Below are 25091 nucleotides of genomic sequence, written 5' to 3'. Positions count from 1 at the left end.
GACAGGGACCGATCATGGCAACGACTGTCGCGGCATCGCGTTTACAGGGCACCGGCGCAAATGCGCTGGAACTGGACGGTGTGGGCCGCACGTTCGGGGCCCTGACGGCCCTGTCCGGCATAACCATGAGGATCGCGCCCGGCGAACGGCGCGCGGTCCTTGGATCGAACGGCGCGGGCAAGACCACGCTGTTCAACACGATCACCGGGGATTTCAACCCGACCAGCGGCCAAATCCGGTTTTTCGGAGAGGACATCACGACCCTGGCCGCACATGAACGGATCCGGCGCGGGCTGCGCCGGACCTACCAGATTTCGCAGCTGTTCAAGAACCTCACGGTGCGCGATTCCGTGTTCCTTGCCTGTCGTGGTGTGTCGCGTCGGCGGTTTTCGCTGCTGCGCCCGCGTGACACTGACAGCGCGATGGCGCAGGCAGATTCCATCATCCACGCGGTGCATCTGGACGGCGACCGTGACGTGGTGGTGGGTACGCTGTCACACGGGCAGCAGCGCCAGTTGGAAATCGCGCTGTCTCTGGCGGGCGCGCCGCGGTTCATCCTGTTCGACGAACCTGCCGCCGGGCTGTCGCCGACCGAGCGGCGCGACCTGATTGCCATCCTGAACGCGCTGCCCAGGCACATCGGCTACATCATCATCGAACACGATCTGGATGTGGCGCTGCGCGTGTCCGAATACGTTTCGATGATGCACAACGGCACGCTGTTCACCGAAGGCACCCCGGAAGAGATCGAACAGGATCCGCGCGTGCAGGAAATCTATCTTGGGGGCGGTCATGGCTAAGGCAGATCATTCCGCGCCCCGCGCCGCGCTGACCATCGAGAACCTGCACATCTATTACGGCGAGGCGCATGTGGTGCAGGGCGTGTCGCTGACCCTGCCCAAGGGCGTGATGAGCGTGGTAGGTCGCAACGGCATGGGCAAGACGACGCTGTGCAACGCGATCACGGGGTTGAAAGAGGTCCGTTCGGGCTCGATCCGCCTGTTCGGGCGCGAGTTATCGCGGCTGGAGCCGCACCAGATCCATAACGTGGGTGTCGCCTATGTCCCGCAGGGGCGGCGGGTCTGGCCCAGCCTCAGCGTCGACGAACACCTGCGCCTTGCGGCCACCGGAGGCACCGATGCCGCCTGGACGCTGGACCGCGTCTATCAGACCTTCCCGCGCCTGCATGAGCGCCGCAGCAACGGCGGCTCGCAGCTGTCGGGCGGCGAACAGCAGATGCTGGCCATTTCGCGCGCCCTGCTGGCCAACCCACGCCTTCTGGTGATGGACGAACCGACCGAAGGGCTGGCCCCCGTGATCGTCGATCAGGTGGCCGAAATGCTGCTGCAACTGGGCCGCGACGGCGACATGGCGATCCTTGTGATCGAGCAGAACATCGGCGTGGCGACATCCGTCTCCGATACCGTTGCGATCATGGTGAACGGACAGATCAACCGCACGCTCGATGCCTCGGTTCTGGCCGCCGATCGCGATCTGCAACAGCGCCTGCTGGGTGTGGGCCGCCACGCCGAGGATGACGCCGCCCCCGACATGCCCACCCCCGATCAGGCGCAGCAGGCCGCGCGCGACCTGTCGAAGGTGTTTGTGGTGTCGCGCGGGGCAGGAGAGGCATCCGGCCCCTCTGGCAGTATCCAGACCGTGTCGCAGCTGCCCAACCGCTGGAACCTTCCGGCCAGCGCGCTGCACCGGGACATGACGGCACAGGCCAAACCAGAGCCCGAGGCACCGGGGCGCGACATGTTCCGCATCCCCTTTGCCGAACGGGTCGGGCGCACCGTGTATGTGGCGGGCACCTTCGACACCAAATCGGCCGAGTTGCGGTATCTGGCCGACTGCATCCGCAAGCTGGGGCTGCCGCTGCGCACGGTCGATCTGTCAACCTCGCAGAAACCTTCGCGCGCGGATGTGACGGCAACACAGGTCGCAGGCTATCACCCGCAGGGCGGATCGGCGGTGTTCTCGGGCGACCGGGGGCGGTCGGTTCAGGCGATAGGGCAGGCGTTTGCCCGCTTCATGGCCGAACAGCGCGGCATCGGCGGGGTGATCTCGGCGGGCGGATCCGGGGGCACCTCGATCGCAACAGCGGGGATGCGGGCGCTGCCCATCGGCATTCCGAAGGTGATGATCTCCACCGTCGCCTCGGGCGATACGCGGGCCTATGTCGGCGCGTCCGACATCAACATGTTCCACTCGGTCACCGATGTGCAGGGGCTGAACGTGATTTCCGAACGGGTGCTGGCCAACGGTGCCCACGCGATTGCGGGCATGGTCGCCGCGATGCCCACAGGGGCCGAAATGGCCGCCAGCCGCGCCCGCGCGCGTCCCGCGCTTGGGCTGACGATGTTCGGCGTCACCACCCCCTGCGTCCAGGCGGTGCAGAAGGTGATGGAGACGGATTACGACTGCCTCGTGTTCCACGCCACGGGCACCGGCGGGATGGCGATGGAAACGCTGGGGCACTCGGGCCTGCTGGCCGGTTTTCTTGACATCACCACCACAGAAGTGGCCGACATGATCGTCGGCGGGGTCTTCCCCTGCGACCGCGACCGCTTTGGCGCGGCCATCGACACGGGGCTGCCCTGGGTCGGATCCTGCGGCGCGCTTGACATGGTGAACTTTGGCGCGCGCGACAGCGTACCCGACCGGTTCGAGGGGCGTAATTTCGTCTTCCACAACCCCTCGGTCACGCTGATGCGCACGACGGCGAGTGAGTGCCGCGAGATCGGCGAATGGATCGGCCAGCGCATCAACCGGATGGAGGGGCCGGTACGCTTCCTGATCCCGGAAGGCGGCGTCTCGATGCTTGACCGGCCCGGCGCGCAATTCCACGACCCCGCCGCCAATGCCGCGCTTTTTGAGGCGATCGAGGGCACGGTGACCCGGACCGCGCGGCGCCAGATCGTGCGGGTCAACGCAAACATCAACGACCCGGCCTTTTCGGAGGCGCTGGTCAGCGCCTTCACCGCCATCGCCGGACGCGCAAGGAGGACAGCCTGATGCCAGCATTCGAACGGGCGAAACTGGTCGAAAAATTCCAGCAGATGAAACGCGACCGCATCCCCATCGTAGGCGGCGGTGCGGGCACCGGCCTGTCGGCGAAATGTGAAGAAGACGGCGGCATCGACCTGATCGTGATCTACAATTCGGGCCGCTATCGCATGGCCGGGCGCGGCTCGCTGTCCGGGCTGCTGGCCTATGGCAACGCGAATGAGATCGTCGTCGAAATGGCGCGCGAAATTCTGCCCGTGGTCAAACACACGCCGGTTCTGGCAGGCGTCAACGGCACCGATCCGTTCTGCCTGTTCGACCCATTCCTGCGCCAGCTGAAGGACATGGGCTTTGCCGGCATCCAGAATTTTCCGACCGTCGGCCTGATCGACGGCACCTTCCGCGCCAACCTGGAAGAAACCGGCATGTCCTACGGACAGGAAATCGACCTTGTGCGCAAAGCGCGGGACATTGATCTGTTGACCACGCCTTACGTGTTCAACGCCGATGAGGCGGCCGAGATGACGAAGGCGGGCGCCGATATCGTGGTGTGCCACCTTGGGCTAACCACCGGCGGATCCATCGGCGCGGAAACCGCGCTGAAGCTCGAAGATTGTCCCGCACTTGTCGATGCGTGGTCCGAGGCGGCGCTGAAGGTCAACAAGGACGCCATCGTTCTGGTGCACGGCGGCCCGGTCGCCTCGCCCGAGGATGCGGCCTTTGTTCTGAACAACACCGAAAATTGTCACGGATTCTATGGCGCCTCCTCGATGGAGCGGCTGCCGACGGAAATCGCGCTGACGGAACAGACACGGAAATTCAAGGCGGTGACGTTCCAGGGCCGCTAGGCCCGGCGCACTGCACGAGGGGAGGACACAGATGTCAGGCGAAACCTTTGGCCAGCTGTTGATTTGGCTGGTTGTCATCATCATCGCAATCGTGGTGGCCGTTTACATTCTGCGCTGGCTCTACCGGCGCTCGACCAAGGAAATCGCCTTTGTGCGGACCGGGTTCGCGGGCGAAAAGGTGGTGGTGAACGGCGGTGCCTTCGTCATCCCGGTGCTGCATGAAATCACCCCGGTGAACATGAATGTGATCCGGATCGAGGTGCCGCGCCGCGACGGTCAGGCGCTGATCACCCGCAACCGGATGCGCGTGGACATCACCGCCGAATTCTTCGTGCAGGTCGGATCCTCGCGCGAGGCGGTGGCGGCGGCGGCGCAGACACTGGGCAGCCGCACCATGCAGGACGACGGTCTGGTGTCGCTTCTGGAAGGCAAATTCGCCTCGGCCATGCGCACGGTTGCCGCGCGCATGACGCTGGAGGAAATGCACGAGGAACGCGGGCAATATGCCGATGCGGTCAAGGATCTGGCCGCGCAGGCACTGTCGCGCAACGGGCTGGAACTGGACGCGGTGGCGATTTCCGACCTTGACCAGACCGCGCTGGAATTCTTTGACCCCTCGAACGCCTTCGATGCCGAGGGCCTGACCCAGATCACCGATTCCATCGAGGCACGCCGCAAGGTCCGCAACGAGATCGAGCAACGCACGCTGGTGGAGATCCGCACCCAGAACCTCGCTGCGCAGAAACAGGTCTATGACATCGAGCGCGATCAGGAATACGCGCGCCTTGAACAGGAACGCGAGCTGGAAGTGCGCCGCGCAGCGCAGCGTGCCGATCTGGTGCGTGAACGGGCCGCGCGCGAACAGGAAAGCGAACAGGCGCAGCTGTCCTCGCGCGAGGCCATCGAAAAGGCCCGGCTGGCGCAGGAACGCGCCATCACCGACGAGCGCATCAAATCCGAGGAAGAAACCCAGCGCCGCGAAATCGCCCGCCGCCGTGCCATCGACGAGGCCGAGATAAAAAGCCGCGAGCAGACCGAGCGCGAACAGATCAACCTAGAGCTGGAGCTTGAAAAGGTTCGCATTGCGCGCGATCTGGAACGCCGCGAGCGCGAGATCGCCAGCGAGAAGGCGGTGGAAATTCACACGCTGGAACGCCAGATTGCCATCGCCGCCAAAGCCGTCGAAGTGGCCCGCGCCGAGGCCGAGAAACAGCGCAACGAGATCGTGCAGAACCAGCAGACCGAGGCCGAGCGCATCGCGCAGGACCGCGCGATGGACGAGGTGCGCATCGAACGCGAACGCCGGCTGGACGCGTTGCAGATCGCCAAGCGGCAGGCCTTTGAAGAGGCCGAGATCGCGATGTCCGAGGAGATCGAGCGCGCCCGTCTGGCGACCGACCGTGCCGTGGCCGAGGCTCGCATCCTGCTGGAACGCGACGTGGCCACCGCCAAGGTCTCGCGCGACCGGACCGTGGAAATTGCCGAGATCGAGAAGGCCGTGGAACTGGCGCAGAAATCGCAGGAACGCTCGTCGGCTCTGGCCGCCGCAGCTGCCGTGCGTGCCAAGGCCGTGCAGGCCGAGGAACAGGCCCTGACCGCGCGCGAGAAGGAAGTGGCCGAGCGGCGCAGCCTGACCGAGCGCATCGCGACCGAGCGCGAAGTCTCACGCGAGGCGCTGCGCGTCACTGCCCGCGCCGAGGCCGAGATGACCGCGGCGAAAAGCCTGGCAGAGGCGCAGAAGATCACCGCGCTGGCCCGCGCCGAGGCGGAAAAGGTCGCGGCCCTTGCCGCCGCCGACCGCTACAAGGTCGATGCCGAAGGCAGCCGCGCGCTGAACGAAAGCGAAAATGCGCTGTCCGAACACGCGCGTCAGGCCCGGATCCGCGAAAAGCTGCTGGAGCGGCTGGAAGGCATCGTGCGCGAAAGCGTCCGCCCGATGGAAAAGATCGAAGGCATCAAGATTTTGCATGTCGACGGCATGGGCGGCGGCGACGGCGGCCCGCGCAAGAACGTGACCGACGAGGTGATCGATTCCGCGCTGCGCTATCGCGTGCAGGCCCCGATGATCGACAACCTGATGAAGGAAATCGGGATCGAGGGCGGCTCGATGGGGCGCATGACGGACGTGCTGCGCGATGCCAAGGACATGGCGAACCTTGTCGACAAGGCCGAAGGGAAAAAGCCGAACGACACGTCGCGCGATGATGACGACCGTGACCGCTAGGGCAGAGGAACAGCCATGACCCGCGTATATGTGTCCAGCGTCATCCCTGCGCCTGCCGCCAATGTCTGGCGGCGGGTGCGGGACTTCAACGGCTTGCCGGACTGGACGCCCTTCGTCGCCGAAAGCCGGATCGAGCAGAACCAGCCCTCGGACAAGGTGGGCTGCATCCGCAACTTTACCCTGAAAGACGGCGGGCGCATCCGCGAACAGCTGCTGGCGCTGTCGGACTACGACATGAGCTGCACCTATGCGATCCTCGAAAGCCCGATGGGGGTGGAGAATTACGTGGCAAAGCTGACTCTGACTCCCGTCACCGATGGCAACGTGACCTTTGCCCAGTGGCAGGCCGATTTCGATTGCGCGCCGGATCGCGAGGCGGCGCTGGTCGAGCAGATCGGCAAGGGCGTGTTCCAGGCCGCGTTCAGCGCGCTTGGCGCGAGTTTCGGCGGCCGCTGAGCATGGCCCGCGTGCGCGAAAGCGCCATCATCGCCGCGCCGGTCGAAGAGGTCTGGCACTGGCTGCGCGACTTCAACAGCCATGCCGCCTGGCACCCGGCGATTGCCAGCAGCGAGATCGAAGGCGGTGTGCCTGCCGACACGGTGGGCGCGGTGCGGGCCTTTACGCTGACGGATGGCGGGTTCCTGCGCGAACAGCTGCTAGCCCTGGACGACGACGCGCGGGAACTGAGCTATTGCCTGATCGAGGCGCCGCTCCCGCTGCATGGCTATGTCGCCACCATCCGCCTGCTGCCGGTGACCGACGGCGGCCAAACATTCTGGGAGTGGAGCAGCGAATTTTCCCCGCCGCCCGACCGCGCGGCGGAACTGACCGCGCTGGTGGCAAATGACATCTACCGCGCCGGGATGCGCGCGTTGGAACGCCACCTGCGCCGCGACGATCCCGCGCGCATCCGGGTTCAGCGGGCCCCCATGCCTGCGCCAACGCCGATGCCGGTGGCCGTGGCATCCGGGCAAAGCGCCCGCGCGGTAGTCATGACGGCCCATGGCGGGCCCGAGGTTCTTGAAATCCGCGAGATTACTGCCCCCGATCCCGGCCCCGGAGAAGTGCGGATCGCGCAGAGCCATATTGGCGTGAACTTCATCGATATCTATTGCCGCACCGGGTATTTCGATCTGCTCACACCGCCCGGCGTGCCGGGGATGGAGGCGGCGGGCGTGGTCGACAGCATCGGCGCGGGGGTGGCGCATCTGTCGCCGGGGGATCGCGTGGCCTATGCCTGCGCGCCCACGGGGGCCTATGCTTCGTCCCGGACGATGGCGGCCGATCTGGTGGTGCGCATCCCGGATTGGCTGGACAGTGCCCATGCCGCCGCCGGGCTGCTGAAAGGGATCACCGCCGGGTTCCTGCTGCACGATGTTCACCGGCTGCAACGCGGTGAAAACGTGGTCGTCCATGCGGCTGCCGGAGGGGTGGGCACGCTGCTGACGCAATGGGCCGGCGCGCTGGGAGCCGAGGTGATCGCCACAGTCTCTGACGAGGCCAAGGCGCAGGTCGCAAGCGCCAACGGCGCGCGCGCGGTTGCCATCGGGCGCGGGGCAGAGTTTCTTGATACGGTGCAGCGCCTGACCGACGGGCGCGGCGCCGACGTGGTATTCGACGCCATCGGGCGCGACAGCTTTGCCAATTCGATCGCCGCGCTGGCAACGCGCGGGCATCTGGTGTCCTTCGGGCAGGCCTCGGGTGATATCGGCGCGCGCGAGATCGGGCCGCTGTCTTCGAAATCGCTGACGCTGTCGCGCCCGAACTACGGCCACTACATCGCCGACCGCGCGATGATGACGATGCAGGCCGACCGGCTGTTTGCCGCCATCGAGGCGGGCCGTGTCACCATCCCCGATCCGGTTCTGACCCCGTTGGAGCAGGTGGCGCAGGTGCATGACGATCTGGAGCACGGGCGCACCACGGGCGCCATTGTGCTGACGGCCTAGGCCGGGTGGCGCCCCGCGTCGGCAATCTGGAAGCGCGCGGCGACAAAGCCTTTCAGCTCTTCTGCAAGCACGGCCAGCTCTTTCGCCAGGGGGCTGCTGCGCCGCCAGACCATGCCGATGCTGCGTTTCGGTCGTGGCTCGGCCATGCGGGCCAGCGACACCCGCGCGTTCAGCGATTCAAGCGGCACCGCCATTTCCGGGATCAGCGTCACGCCGATCCCCGCGCCCACCATTTGCACCAGCGTCGAGAGTGAACTGCCCTCCATCAGGTCGCGCGGCGGGGCACTTGGCAGCTTGCAAAAGGAAATCGCCTGATCGCGAAAACAATGGCCCTCCTCCAGCAGCAGCAGGCGCATCTCGCGCAGCGCCTCGGGGCGGGGGACGGGTTTGTCGGCATCGTCCTGCGGGCGCACCAGCACGAATTCCTCGTCGAACAGCGCGGTTTCCACCAGCGCCGGTTCCGAAATCGGCAGCGCCAGAATCGCCACGTCCAGCCGCCCGTCGATCAGATCGCGGATCAGGGTCTGTGTCACGGTTTCGCGCGGGCGCACATCCAGATCGGGGAAGGTCTGGGCCATATGGGTGATGAGGCCCGGCAACAGGTAAGGAGCCACCGTGGGAATCAGCCCCAGCCGCAGCGGCCCGGCGAGCGCGCCCTTGGTGCTGCGGGTCAGATCCTCCAACTCGTCCACCGCGCGCAGGATGTCGCGCGCGCGCACCAACAGCGCCTCGCCCAGCCCACTCAGGCGAATATCGCGCGCGTTGCGTTCGATCAGCGAAGCGCCGAACATCGCCTCAAGTTCCTTGATCTGAACGGAAAGAGCGGGCTGCGAGATGGCGCAGGCCTCGGCCGCGCGGCCAAAATGACGGTGCCGGGCCAGCGCCTCGAAATATCGGAGCTGCTTGAAGGTGACGTTTATCATAACCGCAGGTTATCGTGGCGATTAGAAAATGCAAATTCAAATAATTCTAAAGAGGTGTTACGCCTTGGTCATCAACCGGGTGCAACCCTGTCACCGCGACCGTAGGGGAGGACGTGTCGCAGACCACCATGGCCCCCCTGCCGTGCCCGCCCGGAATCCGTATTTCGCGTTTCAGCCAAAGGAGAAGATCAATGGATGGCAATTCTGTTGAGAGCAAACTGAATGACAGCAGCCGCGGCAAATGCCCTGTTCTGCATGGCAGCATGACAGCCACCGGCGCCACGGTGATGGACTGGTGGCCAAGCGCGCTGAACCTTGACATTCTTCACCAGCATGACACCAAGACGAACCCGCTGGGCGCCGATTACAACTATCGCGAGGCAATCAAATCGCTTGATGTCGAGGCGCTGAAAGCCGACCTGCGCACCTGCCTGACCGAAAGCGTCGAATGGTGGCCGGGCGACTGGGGCAGCTACCTTGGGATGATGGCGCGGGTGGCATGGCACGCAGCCGGGTCGTACCGCCTGGCCGACGGGCGCGGTGGTGCGGGCACCGGCAACATCCGCTTCGCCCCGCTGAACAGCTGGCCCGACAACGTGAATACCGACAAGGGCCGCCGCATCCTGTGGCCGGTAAAGAAGAAATACGGCAGCCAAGTCTCCTGGGCCGACCTGATGGTGCTGGCCGGCACCGTGGCCTACGAACTGGCCGGGCTGAAAACCTATGGCTTTGCCTTCGGCCGCGAAGACATCTGGCATCCCGAAAAAGACACCTACTGGGGCGCGGAAAAGGAATGGCTGGCCCCATCCGATACGCGGTACGAGGATGTCTCGAAACCGTCGACCATGGAAAACCCGCTGGCCGCCGTGCAGATGGGTCTGATCTATGTGAACCCCGAGGGCGTGAACGGCACGCCGGATCCGGCCAAGACGGCCGAGCAGATGCGCGAAACGTTCGCCCGCATGGCGATGAACGACGAGGAAACCGTCGCCCTGACGGCGGGCGGCCACACCATCGGCAAATGCCACGGCGCGGCCACGCCCGATACCATCGGCGCGGAACCCGAAGGCGCGGGCGTCGAAGATCAGGGCCTGGGCTGGATGCCGAAACAGGGCCGCGGCATTGGCCGCAACGTGCTGGCCGGTGGCCCCGAAGGCGCCTGGACGACGAACCCGACCAAATGGGACATGGGGTTCTTCGACATGCTGTTCGGCCACGAATGGGAGCTGACGAAATCCCCCGCTGGCGCGCAGCAGTGGAAGCCCGTGTCGATCAAGGAAGAGGACATGCCCGTCGACGTGGAAGACGCCTCGATCCGGGTGATGCCGCTGATGACCGACGCCGACATGGCGCTGAAGGTTGATCCGGCCTATCGCGCGATCTGCGAGAAATTCATCGCCGATCCCGACTATTTCTCGGAGACCTTCGCCAAGGCGTGGTTCAAGCTGACCCACCGCGACATGGGCCCCAAAGCCCGCTGGATCGGCCCCTATGTGCCTAGCGAAGATCTGATCTGGCAGGATCCGATCCCGGCTGGTTCCACGTCTTACGATGTGGAAGCCGTGAAGGCGAAGATCGCCGACTCGGGCCTGTCGCTGGCCGATATGGTATCGACCGCGTGGAACAGCGCCCGCACCTATCGCGGGTCCGACATGCGGGGCGGGGCCAATGGCGCGCGCATTCGTCTGGCGCCGCAGAAAGACTGGGCCGCGAACGAACCCGAGGTTCTGGCGCGCGTCCTGTCGGTGCTGGAGCCGATTGCCGCAGAAACCGGCGCCTCGGTTGCCGATGTGATCGTGCTGGCGGGCAACGTCGGCGTGGAGCAGGCGATCAAGGCGGCCGGCTTCAGCACCCCGGTGCCTTTCACCGCCGGACGCGGCGATGCCACGGCCGAGATGACGGATGCCGACAGCTTTGATCCGATGGAACCGGCGGCCGATGGCTTCCGCAACTTCCAGAAGCAGGACTATGTTGTCAGCCCCGAGGAAATGATGCTGGATCGGGCCCAGCTTCTGGGTCTGACGGCGGCGGAAATGACCGTGCTGATCGGCGGGATGCGGGCCATGGGCGCCAATCACGGCGGATCGGATCACGGTGTGTTCACCGACCGCAAAGGCGCGCTGACCCCGGACTTCTTCGACGTGCTGACCGACATGACCTATTCCTGGGTCCCGGTCGACGGCGGCAGCTATGAAATCCGCGACCGCAAGTCGGGCGCGGTGAAATACACCGCCTCGCGTGTCGATCTGGTATTCGGGTCGAACTCTATCCTGCGCGCCTATGCCGAGGTCTATGCCCAGAACGACAACGCCGAGAAATTCGTGAAGGATTTCGTGGCGGCCTGGACCAAGGTGATGAACGCCGACCGCTTCGACGTGGCCGCGTAAATCGAACAGCCTCCTCGCGGTTCGCCCGCGAGGAGGCATTTCTATCAGGCAGCCGGGCGGGCCTGATTGGCATATTCAAAGCCCAGCGGCAGCCCCGCATCCGCCACATGCCCATAAAGCGTTTCGCCCGGCAGACCGGCCAGCAACACCTCGCGCGCCCCGATCAGACGCTCGATATCGACGCCCGTATCCAGCCCCATCGATTCCAGCATCCAGACCAGATCTTCGGTCACCAGATTGCCCGTAGCACCCGGCGCATAGGGGCACCCACCCAGCCCGGCCTGCGAGGCGTCAAAGGTTGTCACGCCTTGCTCCAGCGCGGCGATGACATTGGCCAGCCCCTGACCGCGCGTGTTGTGGAAATGCGCGCCGCCCACCCGGTCCAGCCCGATCTCGGCGATCAGGCGACGGAACAGGCGGCCCACCTGCGCCGGGTTGCCATAGCCGGTGGTGTCTGACAGGCCGACCGCCTCGGCCCCCATCTCTATCGCCAGCGCCGCCATGCGGATCACGCGATCCTCGGGCACCGGGCCTTCGATGGTGCAGCCAAAGGCGGTGGACAGGCCAATTTCGATGCCCGCTTTCGCGCCCGGCGTATCGTCGGGCAGCCCATCACGCAGCGCTTTGATGTCGGCAATCGCCGCAATCGCCTGTTCGGTGGTGCGGTTGATATTCGCCTTGCTGTGGCTCTCTGACACCGACACGGGCAGCGAAACCTTGTGCACGCCCGCGTCAAACGCGGCGGCCGCGCCTTTCAGGTTGGGGGCCAGCGCCAGAACCGTCAGCCCCGGAATCTCGCGCGCTGCCGCAACAACTTGTGCGCAATCGGCCATCTGCGGCAGCAGCTTGGGGCTGACAAAAGAGCCGACTTCGATCTCGGTCAGACCGGCAGCCGCCAGTGCCTTGATCCAGTTGATCTTTGCCTCGGTCGGCATGGTGCGTTTCAACGCCTGCAACCCGTCGCGCGGGCCGACTTCGCTGATCAGAACGGTTCCTGTGTGTGCTGCCATCTGGCTGTTCCTCCTGCCTTGCGCGCCGCCGGGCTGGCAGCGCCGAGTCATCCTGTGCTTGACACTTTGCCTGCATTCCGCTCAAATGTCTATTGTGGAGAACATAAGTCTGCTAGACAGACTTTTTAATCGGGAGGAGCTTATGCTCACATTCAAAAACGCGGCTGCCGCCGTATTCCTTGCCGCGTCCGCGATTGCCGCGCCCGCGGTGGCCCAGACCCAGCTGAACATGGCAACGGTGTCGCAAACTTCGGACGACTATCAATTCGCCATCGCGCTTTCGAACATCCTGGCGAAAGACGGCCAGTACCAGCTGACACCCGATGGCGGGTCGGGCACCGTGAAGGGCCTGCGCTCGGTCGCGATGGGGCGGATGCAGCTGACGCCGATCGGCTCGCCGCACTATGCCGATGCCGTCGCGGGGCAGGGCAGCTTCAAGGAAGATCCGGAACGGCTGATCAACGCCTACAAGGACCTGCGCGCGCTGTTCGCGATCCCGACCGGCATGGCGCAATACGTCACGCTCGCGAATTCGGGGATCGAGACCCTGGGCGATCTGGAAGGCAAGCGCGTTGGCATCGGGCGTCCGGGCGGTAATGGCGGGCGCGTGTCGCAGGTGCTGTTTTCGACCTATGGCCTGGATGCCGACAGCGACTATTCGCCGGAATACATCGATTACACCGCCGCGCTGGAAGAACTGGGCGACAACAAGCTGGACGCCACGCTGGTCTGGGGCGGCGTGCCGCAGGCAGGCGTGTTCAACCTGTCGCGTCAGGCGCAGGTGCGGTTCATCTCGCCCGAGCCCGAGAAGCTGGCCGATTTCCGCGGCGCCATTTCCAACGGCGATTACTATGTCTTCCGCGAAGTGCCCGCCGAGTTGCTGAAAAAAGCCTATGGCGACGATGTGGTGGCCGATGGCCCGGCCTATTGCTGGACCTTCCCGATGATGATCGTGGTGTCCAAGGACATGGACGAACAGACCGCCTATGACATCACCAAGGCCGTCTGGGACAACGTGGAAGAGATGCGCGCCAGTTCCGACCAGCTGAGCCTGCTGGATCCGAACACCGCAATCGACGCGCTGTCGGCTGAACTGCATCCCGGCTCCGCGAAGTATTTCCGCGAAATCGGACTGCTGAAGTAAGTCCCGGCACCGGAGACACCCGATGACACCCACCGCCGCACGCCCGGGCCCCGAGCGCCTTGGCAAGATCGTCGAGGCGCTCTGCGCCTCGGCCATCACCGCCCTTCTGGTCTATACTACCGCTTTCGGGCGGTTCTCGTCAGACCTGATGAACGCGATGTTCCTGACGCTGACGCTGATCGCCGTGCTGGCCGGGCGCGGCTGGCCCGACCGGGCGCGGGGCGCGCTGATCTTCTGGGGCGATGTGGTGGTGCGGCTGGTGATGATCGGCTTCGCCATCGGGTCGGGTGTCTATTACATGCTGAACTACGGAGAGATCGCCGCCATGCGCGCCGGTCTTCCCAATACCGCCGATCTGATCTGCTATGCCGTGGGCATTATCGCGGTGATCGATGCTGCCCGCCGGGCCGAAGGGCTGCTGTTTCTGGGCGTGATCCTGATCTTCACCGCCTACCTGTTCTTTGGCCACCTGATCCCGGGCCTGCTCAATCACCGCCCGCTCTGGACCGAGGAAATCCTTGAACTCGTCTATTCGCCGCAGGGCATTTATGGCGTGGCCTTTACCTCTGTCATCAACGTGGTGTGGATCTTCATCCTGCTGGGGGTCGCGCTACGGATCACGGGGGCGGGCGAATTCTTCAACTTCATCGCGCTGCACCTGACGCGCGGCTTGCGCTCGGGGCCGGCGCAATGCGCGGTCATCGCCTCGGCGCTGTTCGGTTCGATCAACGGATCAGCTCCGGCCAACGTCGCCTCGACTGGGGTGCTGACCATCCCGATGATGCGGCGCGCAGGCTTTTCCGCGCCCTTCGCAGCGGCGGTCGAAGCGACGGCCAGCTGCGTTGGGCAGTTGCTGCCGCCGGTGATGGGCGTGGGCGCCTTCATCATGGCCGAAGTCACGGGCATTCCCTATACCACCATCATGCTGGTCGCCATTGCGCCCGCGCTGATGTTCATCGGCTCACTCAGCGTGGCCGTGGCGCTGCAGGCCCGCAAGCTGGACCTGACCCTTGGGACCGGCGCCGGGGCCGAGGCCACCGGCTGGACTCCCGAGCGCATGGCCCAGGGCGTCACCCTGTTCGCCACTTTCGCAATGCTGCTGGCGCTGCTGTTTTCCGGCTTTTCCGCGACCTACGCCGGGTTCTTCGCCACGCTGACCACCATGGGGGTTGCCACGCTGTTCCCGCAGTTGCGCCCCGGATTCACGGCGTGGAAGGATCTGGTCGTTTCCGGCGGCAGGGAAGGGCTGGCGCTGGCCGCAATCTGCGCCGCCATCGGAATCGTTCTGGCGGGCGTCACTGCCACCGGCATGGGCGTGAAACTGAACCAGTCGATCATCTCGCTGGGCGGCGACACCTTGTTCTTCGCGCTGCTTCTGGCAGCGGCCTGCGCCATCGTGATCGGCATGGGCCTGCCCACGGCGGCGGCCTATCTGACGGTGGTTTTCATCGCTGGCCCCGCGCTGACCGAGCTGGGGATCGACAAGCTTCAGGCGCATATGTTCATCTTCTACTATGCCGTCCTGTCGGCGATCACACCGCCTGTCGCGCTGGCGCTGTTCGCCGCTGCCGCCATCGCCCAATGTTCGCCACTGGTCGCCGCTGCACAGATGATGCGGCTGGCCTTTGTCGGCTTCATCCTGCCCATCGCGTGGATCTACCACCCCGAGCTGATGTTCGAAGGCGGGGTGCAACCGGCCATCGGCGCCATCGCGGTGTTCTGCGTCGCCATCATCGCCACCACCGCCGCGCTGGCGGGCCACGGGCTGACCCGGCTGACCCTGCCCGAACGCGCCCTGCTGCTGGCAGGCAGCGTCGGCATCGTCTGGCCCGACATGGCCGCCACCGTCACGGGCTGCATCGTCATCCTTCTTGCGCTGGGGTGGCAATTGCTGACCCGGCACCGTCAGAAACAGAATTCGGAGGCCCTTTCATGAAGGACGCACACCCCACCTCGGCCCGGGCTGTCGCGACAGAAGACTTGCCGCTTGCCGGCATTCGGGTTGTCGAATTCTCGCATATGGTGATGGGTCCGGCCTGCGGGCTGGTGCTGGCCGACCTTGGCGCCGAGGTCATCAAGATCGAACCGGCGGGCAAGGGCGACAACACCCGCCGCCTTGGCGGATCGGGCACCGGTTATTTCGCGATGTTCTCGCGCAACAAGAAAAGCATCGCCATCGACATCAAAAGCGATGAGGGCCGCAAGGTTGTCCGCGATCTGGTGAAAACGGCCGATATCTTTACCGAGAACTTCCGCCCCGGTGCGCTTGACAAGATGGGGTTCGGGTATGAGGCACTCAGCCAGATCAATCCGGGGCTGATCTATGTTTCGCTCAAGGGCTTTCTGGCAGGCCCCTACGAAGAACGCACCGCGCTGGACGAGGTCGTGCAGATGATGGCGGGGCTGGCCTATATGACCGGGCTGCCCGGCAAGCCGATGCGCGCGGGGGCCTCGGTGAACGATGTGATGGGCGGCATGTTCGGCGCCATCGGCGCGCTGGCGGCGCTGAACCGTCGCAATGCCACCGGCAAGGGCGAATACGTCACCTCGGGCCTGTTCGAAAACTGCGTGTTCCTTGTCGGTCAGCACATGGCGCAATCGGCGATCACCGAACAACCCCTGCAACCGATGAGCCTGCGCACCCCCGCCTGGGGTGTCTACGACATTTTCGAAACCTCGGACGGCGCACAGTTGTTCCTGTCGGCGGTGACCGACAAGCAATGGCAGGGCCTTTGCAACGCCTTCGGGTGGAACGATCTGGGCCATGATGCGCGGCTCGCCACCAACACCGACCGCGTCGCCGCGCGCGCCACCCTGGTGCCCGAACTTGCACAGCGGCTGAAGGCACATCCCCGCGCCCGTATCGTGGACACCGCCAATGCCGCCGGGCTGCCCTGGGCCGATGTGAACACGCCGGATGCCATGAAGACGGACCCGCATCTGGTCGACTCGGGGGGGTTGGTCGATGTGACGCTGGACGATGGCAAGGAAATGGCGCTTCCGGCCCTGCCCATCGGCTTTGGCAGCGCGCGGTTCGGCTTGCGCGGTGATCTGCCGGCGATCGGGGCCGATGGGGCCGACATTCTGGCCGACATCGGCTATTCCCCCGAACAGGTCGCCGCGATGACGGCCTCTGGCGTGCTGTCGCAATCGGAAAGGAAACGCTGATGTGGATGCTGCCCCCGCCCGAAATCGCGACCGAGGTGTTCACCGAAATGCCCACCGAGCTGCGCCGCACCGGGCGCGACACCGCCTGGGCCGCAGCCAACAAGGGCGCGCCGCTGGACAGCTTCCTGGAAGGCCCGGCCTTTGATGCCGAGGGCAACCTGTGGTGCACCGACATTCCGCATGGCCGCGTGTTTCGGATTGACCCGTCGGGCACCTGGACCCAGGTCGCGGAATATGATGGCGAACCCAACGGGCTGAAATTCGCGCCGGACGGGCACATCTGGCTGGCCGATTATCGCAACGGGATCATGCGGCTGGACCGCGACAGCGGGCAGGTCACGCCGGTTCTGGAACGTCGCCGGGCCGAACGGTTCCGGGGGCCGAACGATCTGATCTTCGCGCGCAACGGCGATCTGTACTTTACCGATCAGGGCCAGACCGGGATGCACGACCCAACCGGCCGGGTCTATCGCCTTGGCGCCGACGGGCAGCTTGACTGCCTGATCAGCAACGGCCCCTCGCCGAACGGGCTGATCCTCGATGCGGAAGAGAAATTTCTTTACGTCGCCATGACCCGCTCGAACGAGGTCTGGCGGATGCCACTGCTGCCGGAAGGCGGCACCACCAAGGTGCAGGTGTTTGCCCGCTTTTTCGGCGGCAATTCCGGCCCCGATGGCATGGCGCTTGACCGCGACGGCAATGTCGCTGTGGCCCATGCCGGTCTTGGCTGCATCTTTCAGGTCGACAAGCTGGGCCAGCCGCGCCGCATCGTGCGATCCTGCCGGGGCCTGACCACCACCAACCTGGCCTATGGCGGCCCGGATATGGACCGGATGTTCATCACCGACAGTTCGACCGGCACGATCCTGTGCGCGCAGATGGATGTCGCGGCCGATCCGCTGCCATTTCGCTAGCGCGTTCTGGTAAATACCGCATCCGCATGGCAAGAGATCGTCATGGGAAAAGACACAGGAAGCGGGATGCAGAAGGTCGAAGCCGTCGAGCGGGCTCTGGATATTCTGGAGGCCTTTGCCGACGGCACTGAAAAGCTGACCCTGAAGGAGCTGACCGAGCGGACGGGCTTTTATCGCTCGACCCTGCTGCGGCTGGCGGCCTCGCTTGAACGCTATGCCTATCTGCACCGCGATGAAGAGGGATATTTCCGGCTGGGCCCGTCGCTGTGGCGGCTTGGTGTGATCTTTCACAACTCCTACCGCCTTGAAACCTATGTCCGCCCGGTTCTCGCCCATCTGACCGAACAGCTTGACGAAACCTCTACCTTTTATGTGCGGCAGGGCAATCACCGCGTCTGCCTGTATCGGCACCACGCCCGGCGGATGCTGCGCCACCATCTGGAAGAAGGCGCCATGCTGCCGCTGGATTCGGGCGCAGGGGGCCATGTGCTCTGTGCTTTCACGGGCGAGCCGGGTGACTTGTACGACCAGGTCCGCGCGCAGGGCTATTACATCTCGCGCGGGGAACGCGACAGGACATCCTCGGCCATCGCCGCGCCAGTTCTTGGCCCGAAGGGAGAGCTGATCGGCGCGCTCTCGGTCGTTGGCCTGCTGGAACGATTTGACGGCGACGCAGGCCAGGAAGCGCTGCGCGAAATCCGGTTGCAGGCACAGAAACTGTCAGAGCAGCTGGGCTATCGCGCACATCCCGGTCAGGCGGTCGGCTGAACCCGGTCAGCCCGTGGCCCGATAGCCTCGCGCAGCGGCTTTCCTGAATGTCGCCAGCCTGACTTGAAATTCAGCGATAATGACGCTATATTGCGTGAATATCAGTGATAAGGCAACCTCAGCATGATCGCACAGTTTTCGGAATCGGGTCAGTTCGAACCGCGCAAGATCGCGGCCGTGCTCCGCACCTCTGCTGATGAAATCGCCATGACCATCGGGCTGAGCAAGGACGCGTTGCAGCGGCGCACCCGAATTCAGGCCGACAAGACCCAGCGCCGCCTGCGCGAGCTTGTCGAGGTGCTGAACAAGGTCGAGCCGCGATTTGGCTCGGGCCTGATGGCCTATGCCTGGTATCGCTCAGAGCCATTGGCCGGGTTTGACGGGCGCACGGCCATGCAACTGGTTCAGGATGGCAAGGCCCAGCAGGTGCTGGAATACATCGATGCCGTGGACGCGGGCGTGTTTGCCTGATGCCTCTGACGGACGGACGGTATGACGGCGCGCTCTTTCGCGCGCTGAACCCGGTCTATGCGCGCGACCCGTTGTCGGGACGCGGCGCGGAACTCTATGGCGGGCGGTTCAACCGAAAGGGCGTACCGGCGCTTTACACCGCGCTTGATCCGGCAGCGGCCCTGCGCGAGGCGAACCAGGTTGGCAGCCTGCAGCCAACGTTGCTGGTGTCCTACCGGGCCGATCTTGGGCCAATCTTCGACACCCGCGATGCCACTCAGCTTGCCGATTATGCGACAGATGCCGAAACGCTGGCCGATCCGGGTTGGCGCGCGGCGATGCTTGGCGGGCAGCCCGTGCCAACTCAGGATTTATCGCAAAAGCTGATCGCCGAGGGGTTTGCTGGCCTTCTGGTGCGCAGCTTTGCCAAAGGCGCGACGGCAGGCCACCTGAACCTCGTCCTGTGGCGCTGGAGCGGCACGGGGTTGACGTTGGAGGTGACCGACGACGAAAACCGCCTGGGCCGTTTTTAGAACCCTTACGCCGACACGCCGAAGAACCCCGATTGCAGGCAAGTTTCGGTAATGGCGCCCCCCCCGGCGCACGCACCGTATTGCAGACCATCCGGCAGACCCTTCAGAAGATCGGGCAGACGGGGCGCATTCGGCCCTGCGTAGCACGCTTTCGGCTCGCAACAGGCGCGGTTTACTGGGATAATGGCCTGGCGCGGGGACAGTGGCCGGGGCTGGCCGATCTGGCGGGCGAATGTCACGGCACCGCGCGGCTGGTGCACGGGCACGGCGACAAGATGCTCTGCGTTGTTTCCGTGACCTCGCTGAAAGAGCCGCTCAGCAGCTATCCGCTCGGGGGGCCGATAATGCTGGGCCCAGGTGCGATTGCGCGCGCCAAAACGCGGTCGATCATGTCGTCACGCGCGGCTTGTGACATCCCCGCATCAAAGACCTCGGCGGGTAGATCATAGCCACGTTCGCCAAGCAACGCGGGCAAAGGGCGGCCCGTGGTCATGGCCTCGCGACACAGCTGGTGCAACAGATGATGCGCCGCGATCCGTCCATGCCCTTCGGAGAGGGCGAACATCGCGGCTTCTGCGTGGATCAACCCATTGCTGACATCTAGGTTCTGGCGCATCCGGGCGCTGTCCACTTCCAGACCGTCAAGGATTTCGCCCATCAGCTCTGCGGCCCCGAACAGCAGCCGCATCCCCTCGGCGATGGCCCGCGATTCAATATAGCTTTGCCCGATGCCGCGATCTTGCCCCTGCACCATCGCATCCAGCATCTGCCCCGGCAGGACGCGCGCCTGCCGCGCCGCCTCGATCACCGCCTCGCTCATCACCGGGTTGCGTTTCTGCGGCATGGTCGAGGAACTGCCCCGCCCGTCGGCAAAGGGTTCGCGCAACTCGGCCACCTCGGTCGCCATTTGAAAGATGATGTCGTCGGCAATCTTCGCGAGCGCCCCCAGCACAGAGGCGATCTGAAACACCAGGTTTGACAGCCGGTCCCGCGTCACATGCCAGGTGATCTCCGGTTCGCCCAGCCCAAGCTGGCGGGCCAGCCCGGCGCGCGTTCTGATCCCGTCATCGCCCAAGGACGACAGCGTTCCCACCGACCCGCCGAACTGCACAACAGCGACCTCGTCCAGCGCCGCGACAAAACGGTCACCACAGCGCGCAACCTGATCCAGCCAGACCGCCGCCCGATACCCGAAAGAGACCGGCGCGGCATGTTGCAGTTTTGACCGCCCTGCCATGCCGCTGTTGCGATGTTCATCTGCCAGATCGCCCAACCGGGCCCGCACCCGGTTCAGCGCATCTACCAACGGACCGCGCAGCGCTTGGATTTGCAGAACCAGCGCGGTGTCCATCACATCCTGACTGGTGGTGCCAAAATGCAGCCATTGCCCATCGGGCCCCGCCTTGTCGGCCAGCTGGGACACAAGCGGCACGATCGCGTAGCCGACACGCGCCACACCCAGACGCAGCGCGGCGCGGTCGACGGCTTCAAGCTGGCAAAGCGCCACAAGCTTGTCCGCCGACCCCTTCGGGATAATCCCAAGCGCGCCCTGAACCTCGGCCAGGGCACGCTCGAATTTCAGATAGGCCTCGAGCGTGGCCGTTTCGGAAAACGCTTCTGTGGCACGACGATAGCCTGTCGTTCCCGCAATGATCCCGGCGCCGATCGAGTCCATCTTGTTTCAGGTCCTCTCTGTCACTTCCCGACAAGCGCGTCGGGAATTTCGACCCCGATTTCGCGATAGTATTTCGCCGCCCCGGGATGGATCGGGATGAAGGTGTTCTGAGAGATATTCTCTGCCATCGTGTCCTTGGCGGCGGCGTGGGTGGCCTTTAGCGCCTCGTTGTTCTCTAGCACCGCCTTGGTGATCTGATAGGCCAGGTCGTCGGACATCCCCGCGTCGGCCACGACGAAATTCCACATCGCGGCGGTCTGCAGATCTGCATCCACCGACGAATAGGTGCTTGCCGGAATCGTGAAGGGCACCGCGTAGGGGTTGGCCGCCAGGATCTGTTTCTGGATCTCGGCCGACATCCCGAAGATCGTGACATCCTGAGTCGTCTCCAGCTCGGTGATCGAGGGATGCGGAATACCACCCGCCAGCAGGAAGGCATCCAACCGGCCATCGGCAAGCTGTCCCGCCTGATCGCTGCTGCCACCGAATTGCGCGGTGGTGTCGATCCCCATCGATTTTGTCCAGCGCGGCCAATAGGTGCCGCCGGTTCCCGCGCGGGGCCCAAAACCGACCCGCTTGTCGTTCAGGTCGTCCAGCGAGGCAATACCGCTCGACGTCAGCGCGACCATCTGGAAGGGCGTCGGGTACATCGCGAACAGGGCGCGCACCCCGGCATAGGGCTTGCCCGGTGCCAGCTCCAGCTTGCCCTCCATCGCCTCATAAGCCGGACCGGTCGTGACCATGGCCAGATCGGTCTGTCCTGCCTGCAGCAGAACAAGGTTCTGCGCCGGTCCCTGCGTCTGGCGGGTCGACGTGGGCACGTCGATCGTGTCGCTGAGGATCTTGGCGATACCTTCGCCGTAGATCGCGTAAACGCCACCCGGCGATGCCGTCGAGATCGTCATCGAGGCCGGTTTGTCCTGCGCCATCAGCGGCTGCCCCAGGCACAGCATCCCCAGTGCCAATATGGCAATCCCCTTGCGCCGTCCGATATTACTCATGGTTTCCTCCATCATGAATTCAGGTTTGATTTGTTGTTGAATGTGATCCCTGGCCACCGGCTGCGACGGGCCGAGCGCGCCGATTGCGGCGCCAGACGATCAAAGCCGCCCCAAGCCCCAGCCCCACCAGGTCGGTGAGCGACCCGGACCACAGCAGAAGCGCTCCGGCCAACATCGCCAGCCCGCGTTCAGGAAGCGTCAGTACCCCGTACAGGTATCCCTCACCGGCGCAGGCCAGCAGGTAAACCGCCACAAGCGCTGTAAGGAAGACAACGGCCGCGCCACCAAGGCTGCCCAGCAGCAGGATCTGCGGGCTGGTGTAAAACATGTAAGGCAACAGAAACGCGGCGAGGCCAAAGCGCATGGCGCGCACCGAGGTACTCCACGGCTGCCCGCCGGACAGGGCCGAGGCCGCGAAAGAGGCGATTGCCACGGGCGGCGTGATGGCCGAAATCACCGCGCAATAGAAAACGAACATATGCGCGGCCAGCGGCGCGACCCCCATTTTCTGAAGCGCCGGCGCAACCACCGACGCCGCGATGGCATAGGCCGCCGTTGTCGGCATACCCATGCCAAGGATGATGGAAATCGCCATGGCAAGCAGGAAGGCAAGGAACAGGCTGTCACCCGCCACCTGCAACAACACCGCCGAGAACCGCCCGCTGAGGCCGGTCAACCCAAGTACGCCCACGACGATCCCCGCGCAGGCCATGACGGAAATCAGTTGAAGCGATTTGCGCGTGGTATCCGACAGGCCTGTGGCACTTGTCGCAAACAGCGCGCGCACCATGCCCGGAATCGCCGCTGCATTGCCCTTTGCGATTGCAAGGCCAAGGAACGCCACCGCACTGACAAGTGTTGCGATGGCCGCGCTGTCATTGACCGGCAGCCCGACCAGCGGCACCAGGGCAAAGCCCGCAACCGGCACGCCCAGAACAAGGCTCGACAGCCCAAGGTCGCGCACCATCATGACCAGCAGGGTCGACACCAGCCCCCAGGTTCCCGCCGCGATGATCGAATAGCCGCTCAGCAACAGCAGCAGCAAAACGAACAGCGGCAGCAGCAGAAACGCGTCGCCTGCAAGGCTGCGCAGCGAGGGCAAGTCCGATCTTGGTACGCCGATCAGCCCGTTGCGCTGCGCGTGTTTGTCGACGTTCAGAAACACCGCCGCATAGAACAGCAGGCAGGGCAGCGCCGCCGCGAGGATGATCTCGGAATAGGGGATGCCGGTGATCTCGGCCATGATGAAAGCGCCGGCGCCCATCACCGGCGGCACCAGCTGCCCGCCCGAAGACGACGTCGCCTCGATCGCACCCGCATCGTCCCGGCTGTACCCAAGGCGCCGCATCAGCGGAATCGTAAAGGTCCCCGACGCCACCACATTCGCCACCGCAGAGCCCGAGATCGTGCCAAAGAACAGCCCCGAAAACACTGAAACCTTGCCCGGCCCGCCCTTGGCCGCGCCAAACAGGGTCATCGCAAGTTTCATGAAGTAATCCCCGACGCCCGAGGCCTGCAGGAACACCGCGAAAGCGACGAAGATGATGATGTAGCGTGACGAGGCCGCCGTGGTCATGCCAAAGATCGCCTCTTGGCTGTAGAGATACGAAAAGGCGTTCTCGATCTGAAAACCCGCATGGTGCAGCACGCCCGGCAGCCAGGGGCCGGCAAAGATGTAGGACACGAAGATCAGCGAAATCAGCGGCAGCACCAGACCGGAAGTGCGCCGCGCGAATTCCATTACCAGCAGCGTACCCAGCACGCCGCAGATGAAATCGCCGGTCGTCGTGATGACTCCGGTCCGCATCAGCAACTGGTCAAGGTTGATCTGGATATAGACGGTGCAGCCCACCGCCGCCGCAATCAGCAGCCAGTCGCGCAGCGGGACGCCGTCCATCCGCTCGCCCTTGACGCCGCGCAGGGCGACAAAGGCGATCAACGCCCCCATGTTGACATGCACGACCCGGAACATCCATTCATCGATGGCCCAGAAATTCAGGACGGCCAGATGAAACATCGCATACAGCACCGAGGCGACCATGATCAGGCTCATGGCCGGCGGGCTCAATCTGCGGTCATACCCTTCGGCATCGTAGTCCGACGCCTTGTCGATCTCGCCCGCGCGGATCGGCGCGTTGGCAGGATCACCGGCCTGGGTGCTTACCTCCGACATTTTTCCTCCCCTACGCGCATCCTCAAAGCACCCGGCAGACCGTGCTATGGGAAATTTGCATCAACTTGTACGAACAAGTTTGCTTGTGCAGACAAGCTGATCTATTCTGGCATCGAAGTCAATCGCTCGTTTACGATTCCGCGAAGGCGGAGCCCCTGAAAGAAAGCAGCTAAGCATGTCCGCAGTCAGACGTTCGGATACCGTCGCGCAGGAAATCATCGAGGATCTGCATCGCGGAACCTATGCCCGCGGCGATAGCCTGCCCGCCGAAACCGAGCTGTGCCGCCGCTTCGACGTCAGCCGCTCGACGGTGCGCTCGGCCCTGTCACGGCTGCAGGATCTGGGGCTGATCGAACGTCATCAGGGGGCAGCGACCCGTGTAATCGCGACGCAGGTCGCGCCGGTCTATGTCCACTCGATGACCGCCTCGGGGGATCTGCTGAATTTCGCAGGCCCCACGACGCGCCACATCCAAAGCATGACACCGATCGTCGCCGATGAAGATCTGGCCGGGCAGCTTGGTGATCGCCCCGGTCGGCACTGGCTGCATATCGGTCAAACGCGCCATATCGGCGAAGAGCCAATCCCGGCAGTCTGGACGGATGTCTATCTGGCGCGGGAATATTCCGACATCGCGGAAGAGCTGCCGAATTACCCCGGGCTGATCTATACACTGCTGGAAAAGCGGCACGGCATTATCATCAACGAAATCCGGCAATCCATCGTCGCGGCCCCGCTTGCGGCCAAGCACGCGCAGGCCTTGCAGGCCGACGAAGGTGAAGGCGCTCTGAAACTGACGCGCCGCTATGTCGATGTGAACGGAGCCTGCTGGATCATCACGGTCAGCACGCAACGCGCGTCGACCTTCAAATACGATATCACGCTGACCCGGCGCGGGGCCGGGAAGTAACTATC

20 protein-coding genes are annotated in these 25091 nt (G+C 64.5%); 15 read left to right on the top strand and 5 right to left on the bottom strand.

Going from position 1 to position 25091, the window contains the following annotated elements:
* Positions 1 to 14: 14 nt before the first annotated feature.
* The 6 genes from FGK64_RS19495 to FGK64_RS19470 are packed head-to-tail and all read left to right on the top strand — an operon-like array spanning position 15 to position 8030.
* Positions 15 to 800 (top strand): ABC transporter ATP-binding protein, encoded by a 786-nt coding sequence (locus FGK64_RS19495; RefSeq protein WP_138865542.1) that lies wholly within the window; start codon positions 15 to 17, stop codon positions 798 to 800.
* The gene (locus FGK64_RS19490; RefSeq protein ID WP_138865541.1) at positions 793 to 3018 is read left to right on the top strand and encodes an ABC transporter permease; all 2226 of its coding nucleotides are present in this window, start codon (positions 793 to 795) and stop codon (positions 3016 to 3018) included. The genes FGK64_RS19495 and FGK64_RS19490 overlap by 8 nt, the downstream gene beginning before the upstream one ends.
* On the top strand, positions 3018 to 3857 hold the full coding sequence (locus FGK64_RS19485) for a phosphoenolpyruvate hydrolase family protein (protein ID WP_138865540.1): 840 nt from the start codon (positions 3018 to 3020) through the stop codon (positions 3855 to 3857). The genes FGK64_RS19490 and FGK64_RS19485 overlap by 1 nt, the downstream gene beginning before the upstream one ends.
* A 31-nt stretch (positions 3858 to 3888) precedes the next feature.
* On the top strand, positions 3889 to 6081 hold the full coding sequence (locus FGK64_RS19480; RefSeq protein ID WP_138865539.1) for a flotillin family protein: 2193 nt from the start codon (positions 3889 to 3891) through the stop codon (positions 6079 to 6081).
* A 15-nt stretch (positions 6082 to 6096) separates the two neighbouring features.
* A complete protein-coding gene (locus tag FGK64_RS19475) occupies positions 6097 to 6537 on the top strand; it encodes an SRPBCC family protein (protein WP_138865538.1) in 441 nt (146 codons plus the stop codon).
* A 2-nt stretch (positions 6538 to 6539) separates the two neighbouring features.
* Entirely contained in the window at positions 6540 to 8030 is a 1491-nt protein-coding gene (locus FGK64_RS19470; protein WP_138865537.1) for an SRPBCC family protein, read from the top strand.
* Here FGK64_RS19470 and FGK64_RS19465 read toward each other — a convergent pair.
* Positions 8027 to 8953 carry a hydrogen peroxide-inducible genes activator gene (locus tag FGK64_RS19465; RefSeq protein ID WP_138865536.1) on the bottom strand — a complete coding sequence of 309 codons (927 nt, stop codon included), beginning with the start codon at positions 8951 to 8953 and terminating at the stop codon, positions 8027 to 8029. The two genes, FGK64_RS19470 and FGK64_RS19465, sit on opposite strands and share 4 nt — an antisense overlap.
* Before the next feature lie 191 nt (positions 8954 to 9144).
* Here FGK64_RS19465 and katG point away from each other — a divergent pair, with 191 nt between their 5' ends.
* Complete coding sequence (katG, locus tag FGK64_RS19460) at positions 9145 to 11340, top strand: catalase/peroxidase HPI (RefSeq protein ID WP_138865535.1); 2196 nt, start codon at positions 9145 to 9147, stop codon at positions 11338 to 11340.
* Between the two features lie 44 nt (positions 11341 to 11384).
* Here katG and FGK64_RS19455 read toward each other — a convergent pair whose 3' ends face one another.
* Complete coding sequence (locus FGK64_RS19455; protein WP_138865534.1) at positions 11385 to 12350, bottom strand: hydroxymethylglutaryl-CoA lyase; 966 nt, start codon at positions 12348 to 12350, stop codon at positions 11385 to 11387.
* Between the two features lie 142 nt (positions 12351 to 12492).
* On the opposite strand from FGK64_RS19455, the gene FGK64_RS19450 reads away from it, so the two are divergent.
* The 7 genes from FGK64_RS19450 (at position 12493) to FGK64_RS19420 (ending at position 19327) form a co-directional block, all read left to right on the top strand.
* The gene (locus FGK64_RS19450) at positions 12493 to 13494 is read left to right on the top strand and encodes a TAXI family TRAP transporter solute-binding subunit (RefSeq protein ID WP_171054148.1); all 1002 of its coding nucleotides are present in this window, start codon (positions 12493 to 12495) and stop codon (positions 13492 to 13494) included.
* A gap of 22 nt (positions 13495 to 13516) precedes the next feature.
* Positions 13517 to 15430, top strand: a complete 1914-nt coding sequence (locus FGK64_RS19445; protein WP_138865532.1) for a TRAP transporter permease — start codon at positions 13517 to 13519, stop codon at positions 15428 to 15430.
* Positions 15427 to 16662, top strand: a complete 1236-nt coding sequence (locus FGK64_RS19440) for a CaiB/BaiF CoA transferase family protein (RefSeq protein WP_138865531.1) — start codon at positions 15427 to 15429, stop codon at positions 16660 to 16662. Before FGK64_RS19445 ends, FGK64_RS19440 begins: the two co-directional genes overlap by 4 nt.
* Positions 16662 to 17576: an SMP-30/gluconolactonase/LRE family protein gene (locus tag FGK64_RS19435; RefSeq protein ID WP_210236589.1), complete on the top strand. Its 915-nt coding sequence runs from the start codon at positions 16662 to 16664 to the stop codon at positions 17574 to 17576. The genes FGK64_RS19440 and FGK64_RS19435 overlap by 1 nt, the downstream gene beginning before the upstream one ends.
* Before the next feature lie 42 nt (positions 17577 to 17618).
* Positions 17619 to 18344: an IclR family transcriptional regulator gene (locus FGK64_RS19430; RefSeq protein WP_138865529.1), complete on the top strand. Its 726-nt coding sequence runs from the start codon at positions 17619 to 17621 to the stop codon at positions 18342 to 18344.
* A 123-nt stretch (positions 18345 to 18467) separates the two neighbouring features.
* A complete protein-coding gene (locus FGK64_RS19425; protein WP_138865528.1) occupies positions 18468 to 18815 on the top strand; it encodes an MbcA/ParS/Xre antitoxin family protein in 348 nt (115 codons plus the stop codon).
* Entirely contained in the window at positions 18815 to 19327 is a 513-nt protein-coding gene (locus FGK64_RS19420) for an RES family NAD+ phosphorylase (RefSeq protein WP_138865527.1), read from the top strand. Before FGK64_RS19425 ends, FGK64_RS19420 begins: the two co-directional genes overlap by 1 nt.
* 322 nt (positions 19328 to 19649) lie before the next feature.
* Here the strand turns inward: FGK64_RS19420 and FGK64_RS19415 are convergent, their stop codons facing one another.
* The 3 genes from FGK64_RS19415 to FGK64_RS19405 are packed head-to-tail and all read right to left on the bottom strand — an operon-like array spanning position 19650 to position 24176.
* Positions 19650 to 21002 carry a class-II fumarase/aspartase family protein gene (locus tag FGK64_RS19415; RefSeq protein WP_138865526.1) on the bottom strand — a complete coding sequence of 451 codons (1353 nt, stop codon included), beginning with the start codon at positions 21000 to 21002 and terminating at the stop codon, positions 19650 to 19652.
* 20 nt (positions 21003 to 21022) lie between these two features.
* On the bottom strand, positions 21023 to 22003 hold the full coding sequence (locus tag FGK64_RS19410) for a TAXI family TRAP transporter solute-binding subunit (protein WP_138865525.1): 981 nt from the start codon (positions 22001 to 22003) through the stop codon (positions 21023 to 21025).
* 19 nt (positions 22004 to 22022) lie between these two features.
* Positions 22023 to 24176, bottom strand: a complete 2154-nt coding sequence (locus FGK64_RS19405; protein ID WP_246057834.1) for a TRAP transporter permease — start codon at positions 24174 to 24176, stop codon at positions 22023 to 22025.
* A gap of 175 nt (positions 24177 to 24351) precedes the next feature.
* On the opposite strand from FGK64_RS19405, the gene FGK64_RS19400 reads away from it, so the two are divergent.
* Positions 24352 to 25086, top strand: coding sequence for a GntR family transcriptional regulator (locus FGK64_RS19400; protein WP_138865524.1), 735 nt, complete (start codon positions 24352 to 24354; stop codon positions 25084 to 25086).
* Positions 25087 to 25091: the final 5 nt, after the last annotated feature.

Origin of the sequence: Arenibacterium halophilum (assembly GCF_005938225.1) — a bacterium.
In the GTDB taxonomy this organism is placed as follows: domain Bacteria; phylum Pseudomonadota; class Alphaproteobacteria; order Rhodobacterales; family Rhodobacteraceae; genus Arenibacterium; species Arenibacterium halophilum.
This window is presented reverse-complemented; position numbering and strand designations above follow the sequence as displayed.

Excerpts from the sequence above, each read along its gene's own strand:
- FGK64_RS19495 (WP_138865542.1), top strand. The coding sequence starts at position 15 with ATGGCAACGACTGTCGCGGCATCGCGTTTACAGGGCACCGGCGCAAAT.
- FGK64_RS19490 (WP_138865541.1), top strand. The coding sequence starts at position 793 with ATGGCTAAGGCAGATCATTCCGCGCCCCGCGCCGCGCTGACCATCGAG.
- FGK64_RS19485 (WP_138865540.1), top strand. The coding sequence starts at position 3,018 with ATGCCAGCATTCGAACGGGCGAAACTGGTCGAAAAATTCCAGCAGATG.
- FGK64_RS19480 (WP_138865539.1), top strand. The coding sequence starts at position 3,889 with ATGTCAGGCGAAACCTTTGGCCAGCTGTTGATTTGGCTGGTTGTCATC.
- FGK64_RS19475 (WP_138865538.1), top strand. The coding sequence starts at position 6,097 with ATGACCCGCGTATATGTGTCCAGCGTCATCCCTGCGCCTGCCGCCAAT.
- FGK64_RS19470 (WP_138865537.1), top strand. The coding sequence starts at position 6,540 with ATGGCCCGCGTGCGCGAAAGCGCCATCATCGCCGCGCCGGTCGAAGAG.
- FGK64_RS19465 (WP_138865536.1), bottom strand. The coding sequence starts at position 8,953 with ATGATAAACGTCACCTTCAAGCAGCTCCGATATTTCGAGGCGCTGGCC.
- katG (WP_138865535.1), top strand. The coding sequence starts at position 9,145 with ATGGATGGCAATTCTGTTGAGAGCAAACTGAATGACAGCAGCCGCGGC.
- FGK64_RS19455 (WP_138865534.1), bottom strand. The coding sequence starts at position 12,350 with ATGGCAGCACACACAGGAACCGTTCTGATCAGCGAAGTCGGCCCGCGC.
- FGK64_RS19450 (WP_171054148.1), top strand. The coding sequence starts at position 12,493 with ATGCTCACATTCAAAAACGCGGCTGCCGCCGTATTCCTTGCCGCGTCC.
- FGK64_RS19445 (WP_138865532.1), top strand. The coding sequence starts at position 13,517 with ATGACACCCACCGCCGCACGCCCGGGCCCCGAGCGCCTTGGCAAGATC.
- FGK64_RS19440 (WP_138865531.1), top strand. The coding sequence starts at position 15,427 with ATGAAGGACGCACACCCCACCTCGGCCCGGGCTGTCGCGACAGAAGAC.
- FGK64_RS19435 (WP_210236589.1), top strand. The coding sequence starts at position 16,662 with ATGTGGATGCTGCCCCCGCCCGAAATCGCGACCGAGGTGTTCACCGAA.
- FGK64_RS19430 (WP_138865529.1), top strand. The coding sequence starts at position 17,619 with ATGGGAAAAGACACAGGAAGCGGGATGCAGAAGGTCGAAGCCGTCGAG.
- FGK64_RS19425 (WP_138865528.1), top strand. The coding sequence starts at position 18,468 with ATGATCGCACAGTTTTCGGAATCGGGTCAGTTCGAACCGCGCAAGATC.
- FGK64_RS19420 (WP_138865527.1), top strand. The coding sequence starts at position 18,815 with ATGCCTCTGACGGACGGACGGTATGACGGCGCGCTCTTTCGCGCGCTG.
- FGK64_RS19415 (WP_138865526.1), bottom strand. The coding sequence starts at position 21,002 with ATGGACTCGATCGGCGCCGGGATCATTGCGGGAACGACAGGCTATCGT.
- FGK64_RS19410 (WP_138865525.1), bottom strand. The coding sequence starts at position 22,003 with ATGAGTAATATCGGACGGCGCAAGGGGATTGCCATATTGGCACTGGGG.
- FGK64_RS19405 (WP_246057834.1), bottom strand. The coding sequence starts at position 24,176 with ATGTCGGAGGTAAGCACCCAGGCCGGTGATCCTGCCAACGCGCCGATC.
- FGK64_RS19400 (WP_138865524.1), top strand. The coding sequence starts at position 24,352 with ATGTCCGCAGTCAGACGTTCGGATACCGTCGCGCAGGAAATCATCGAG.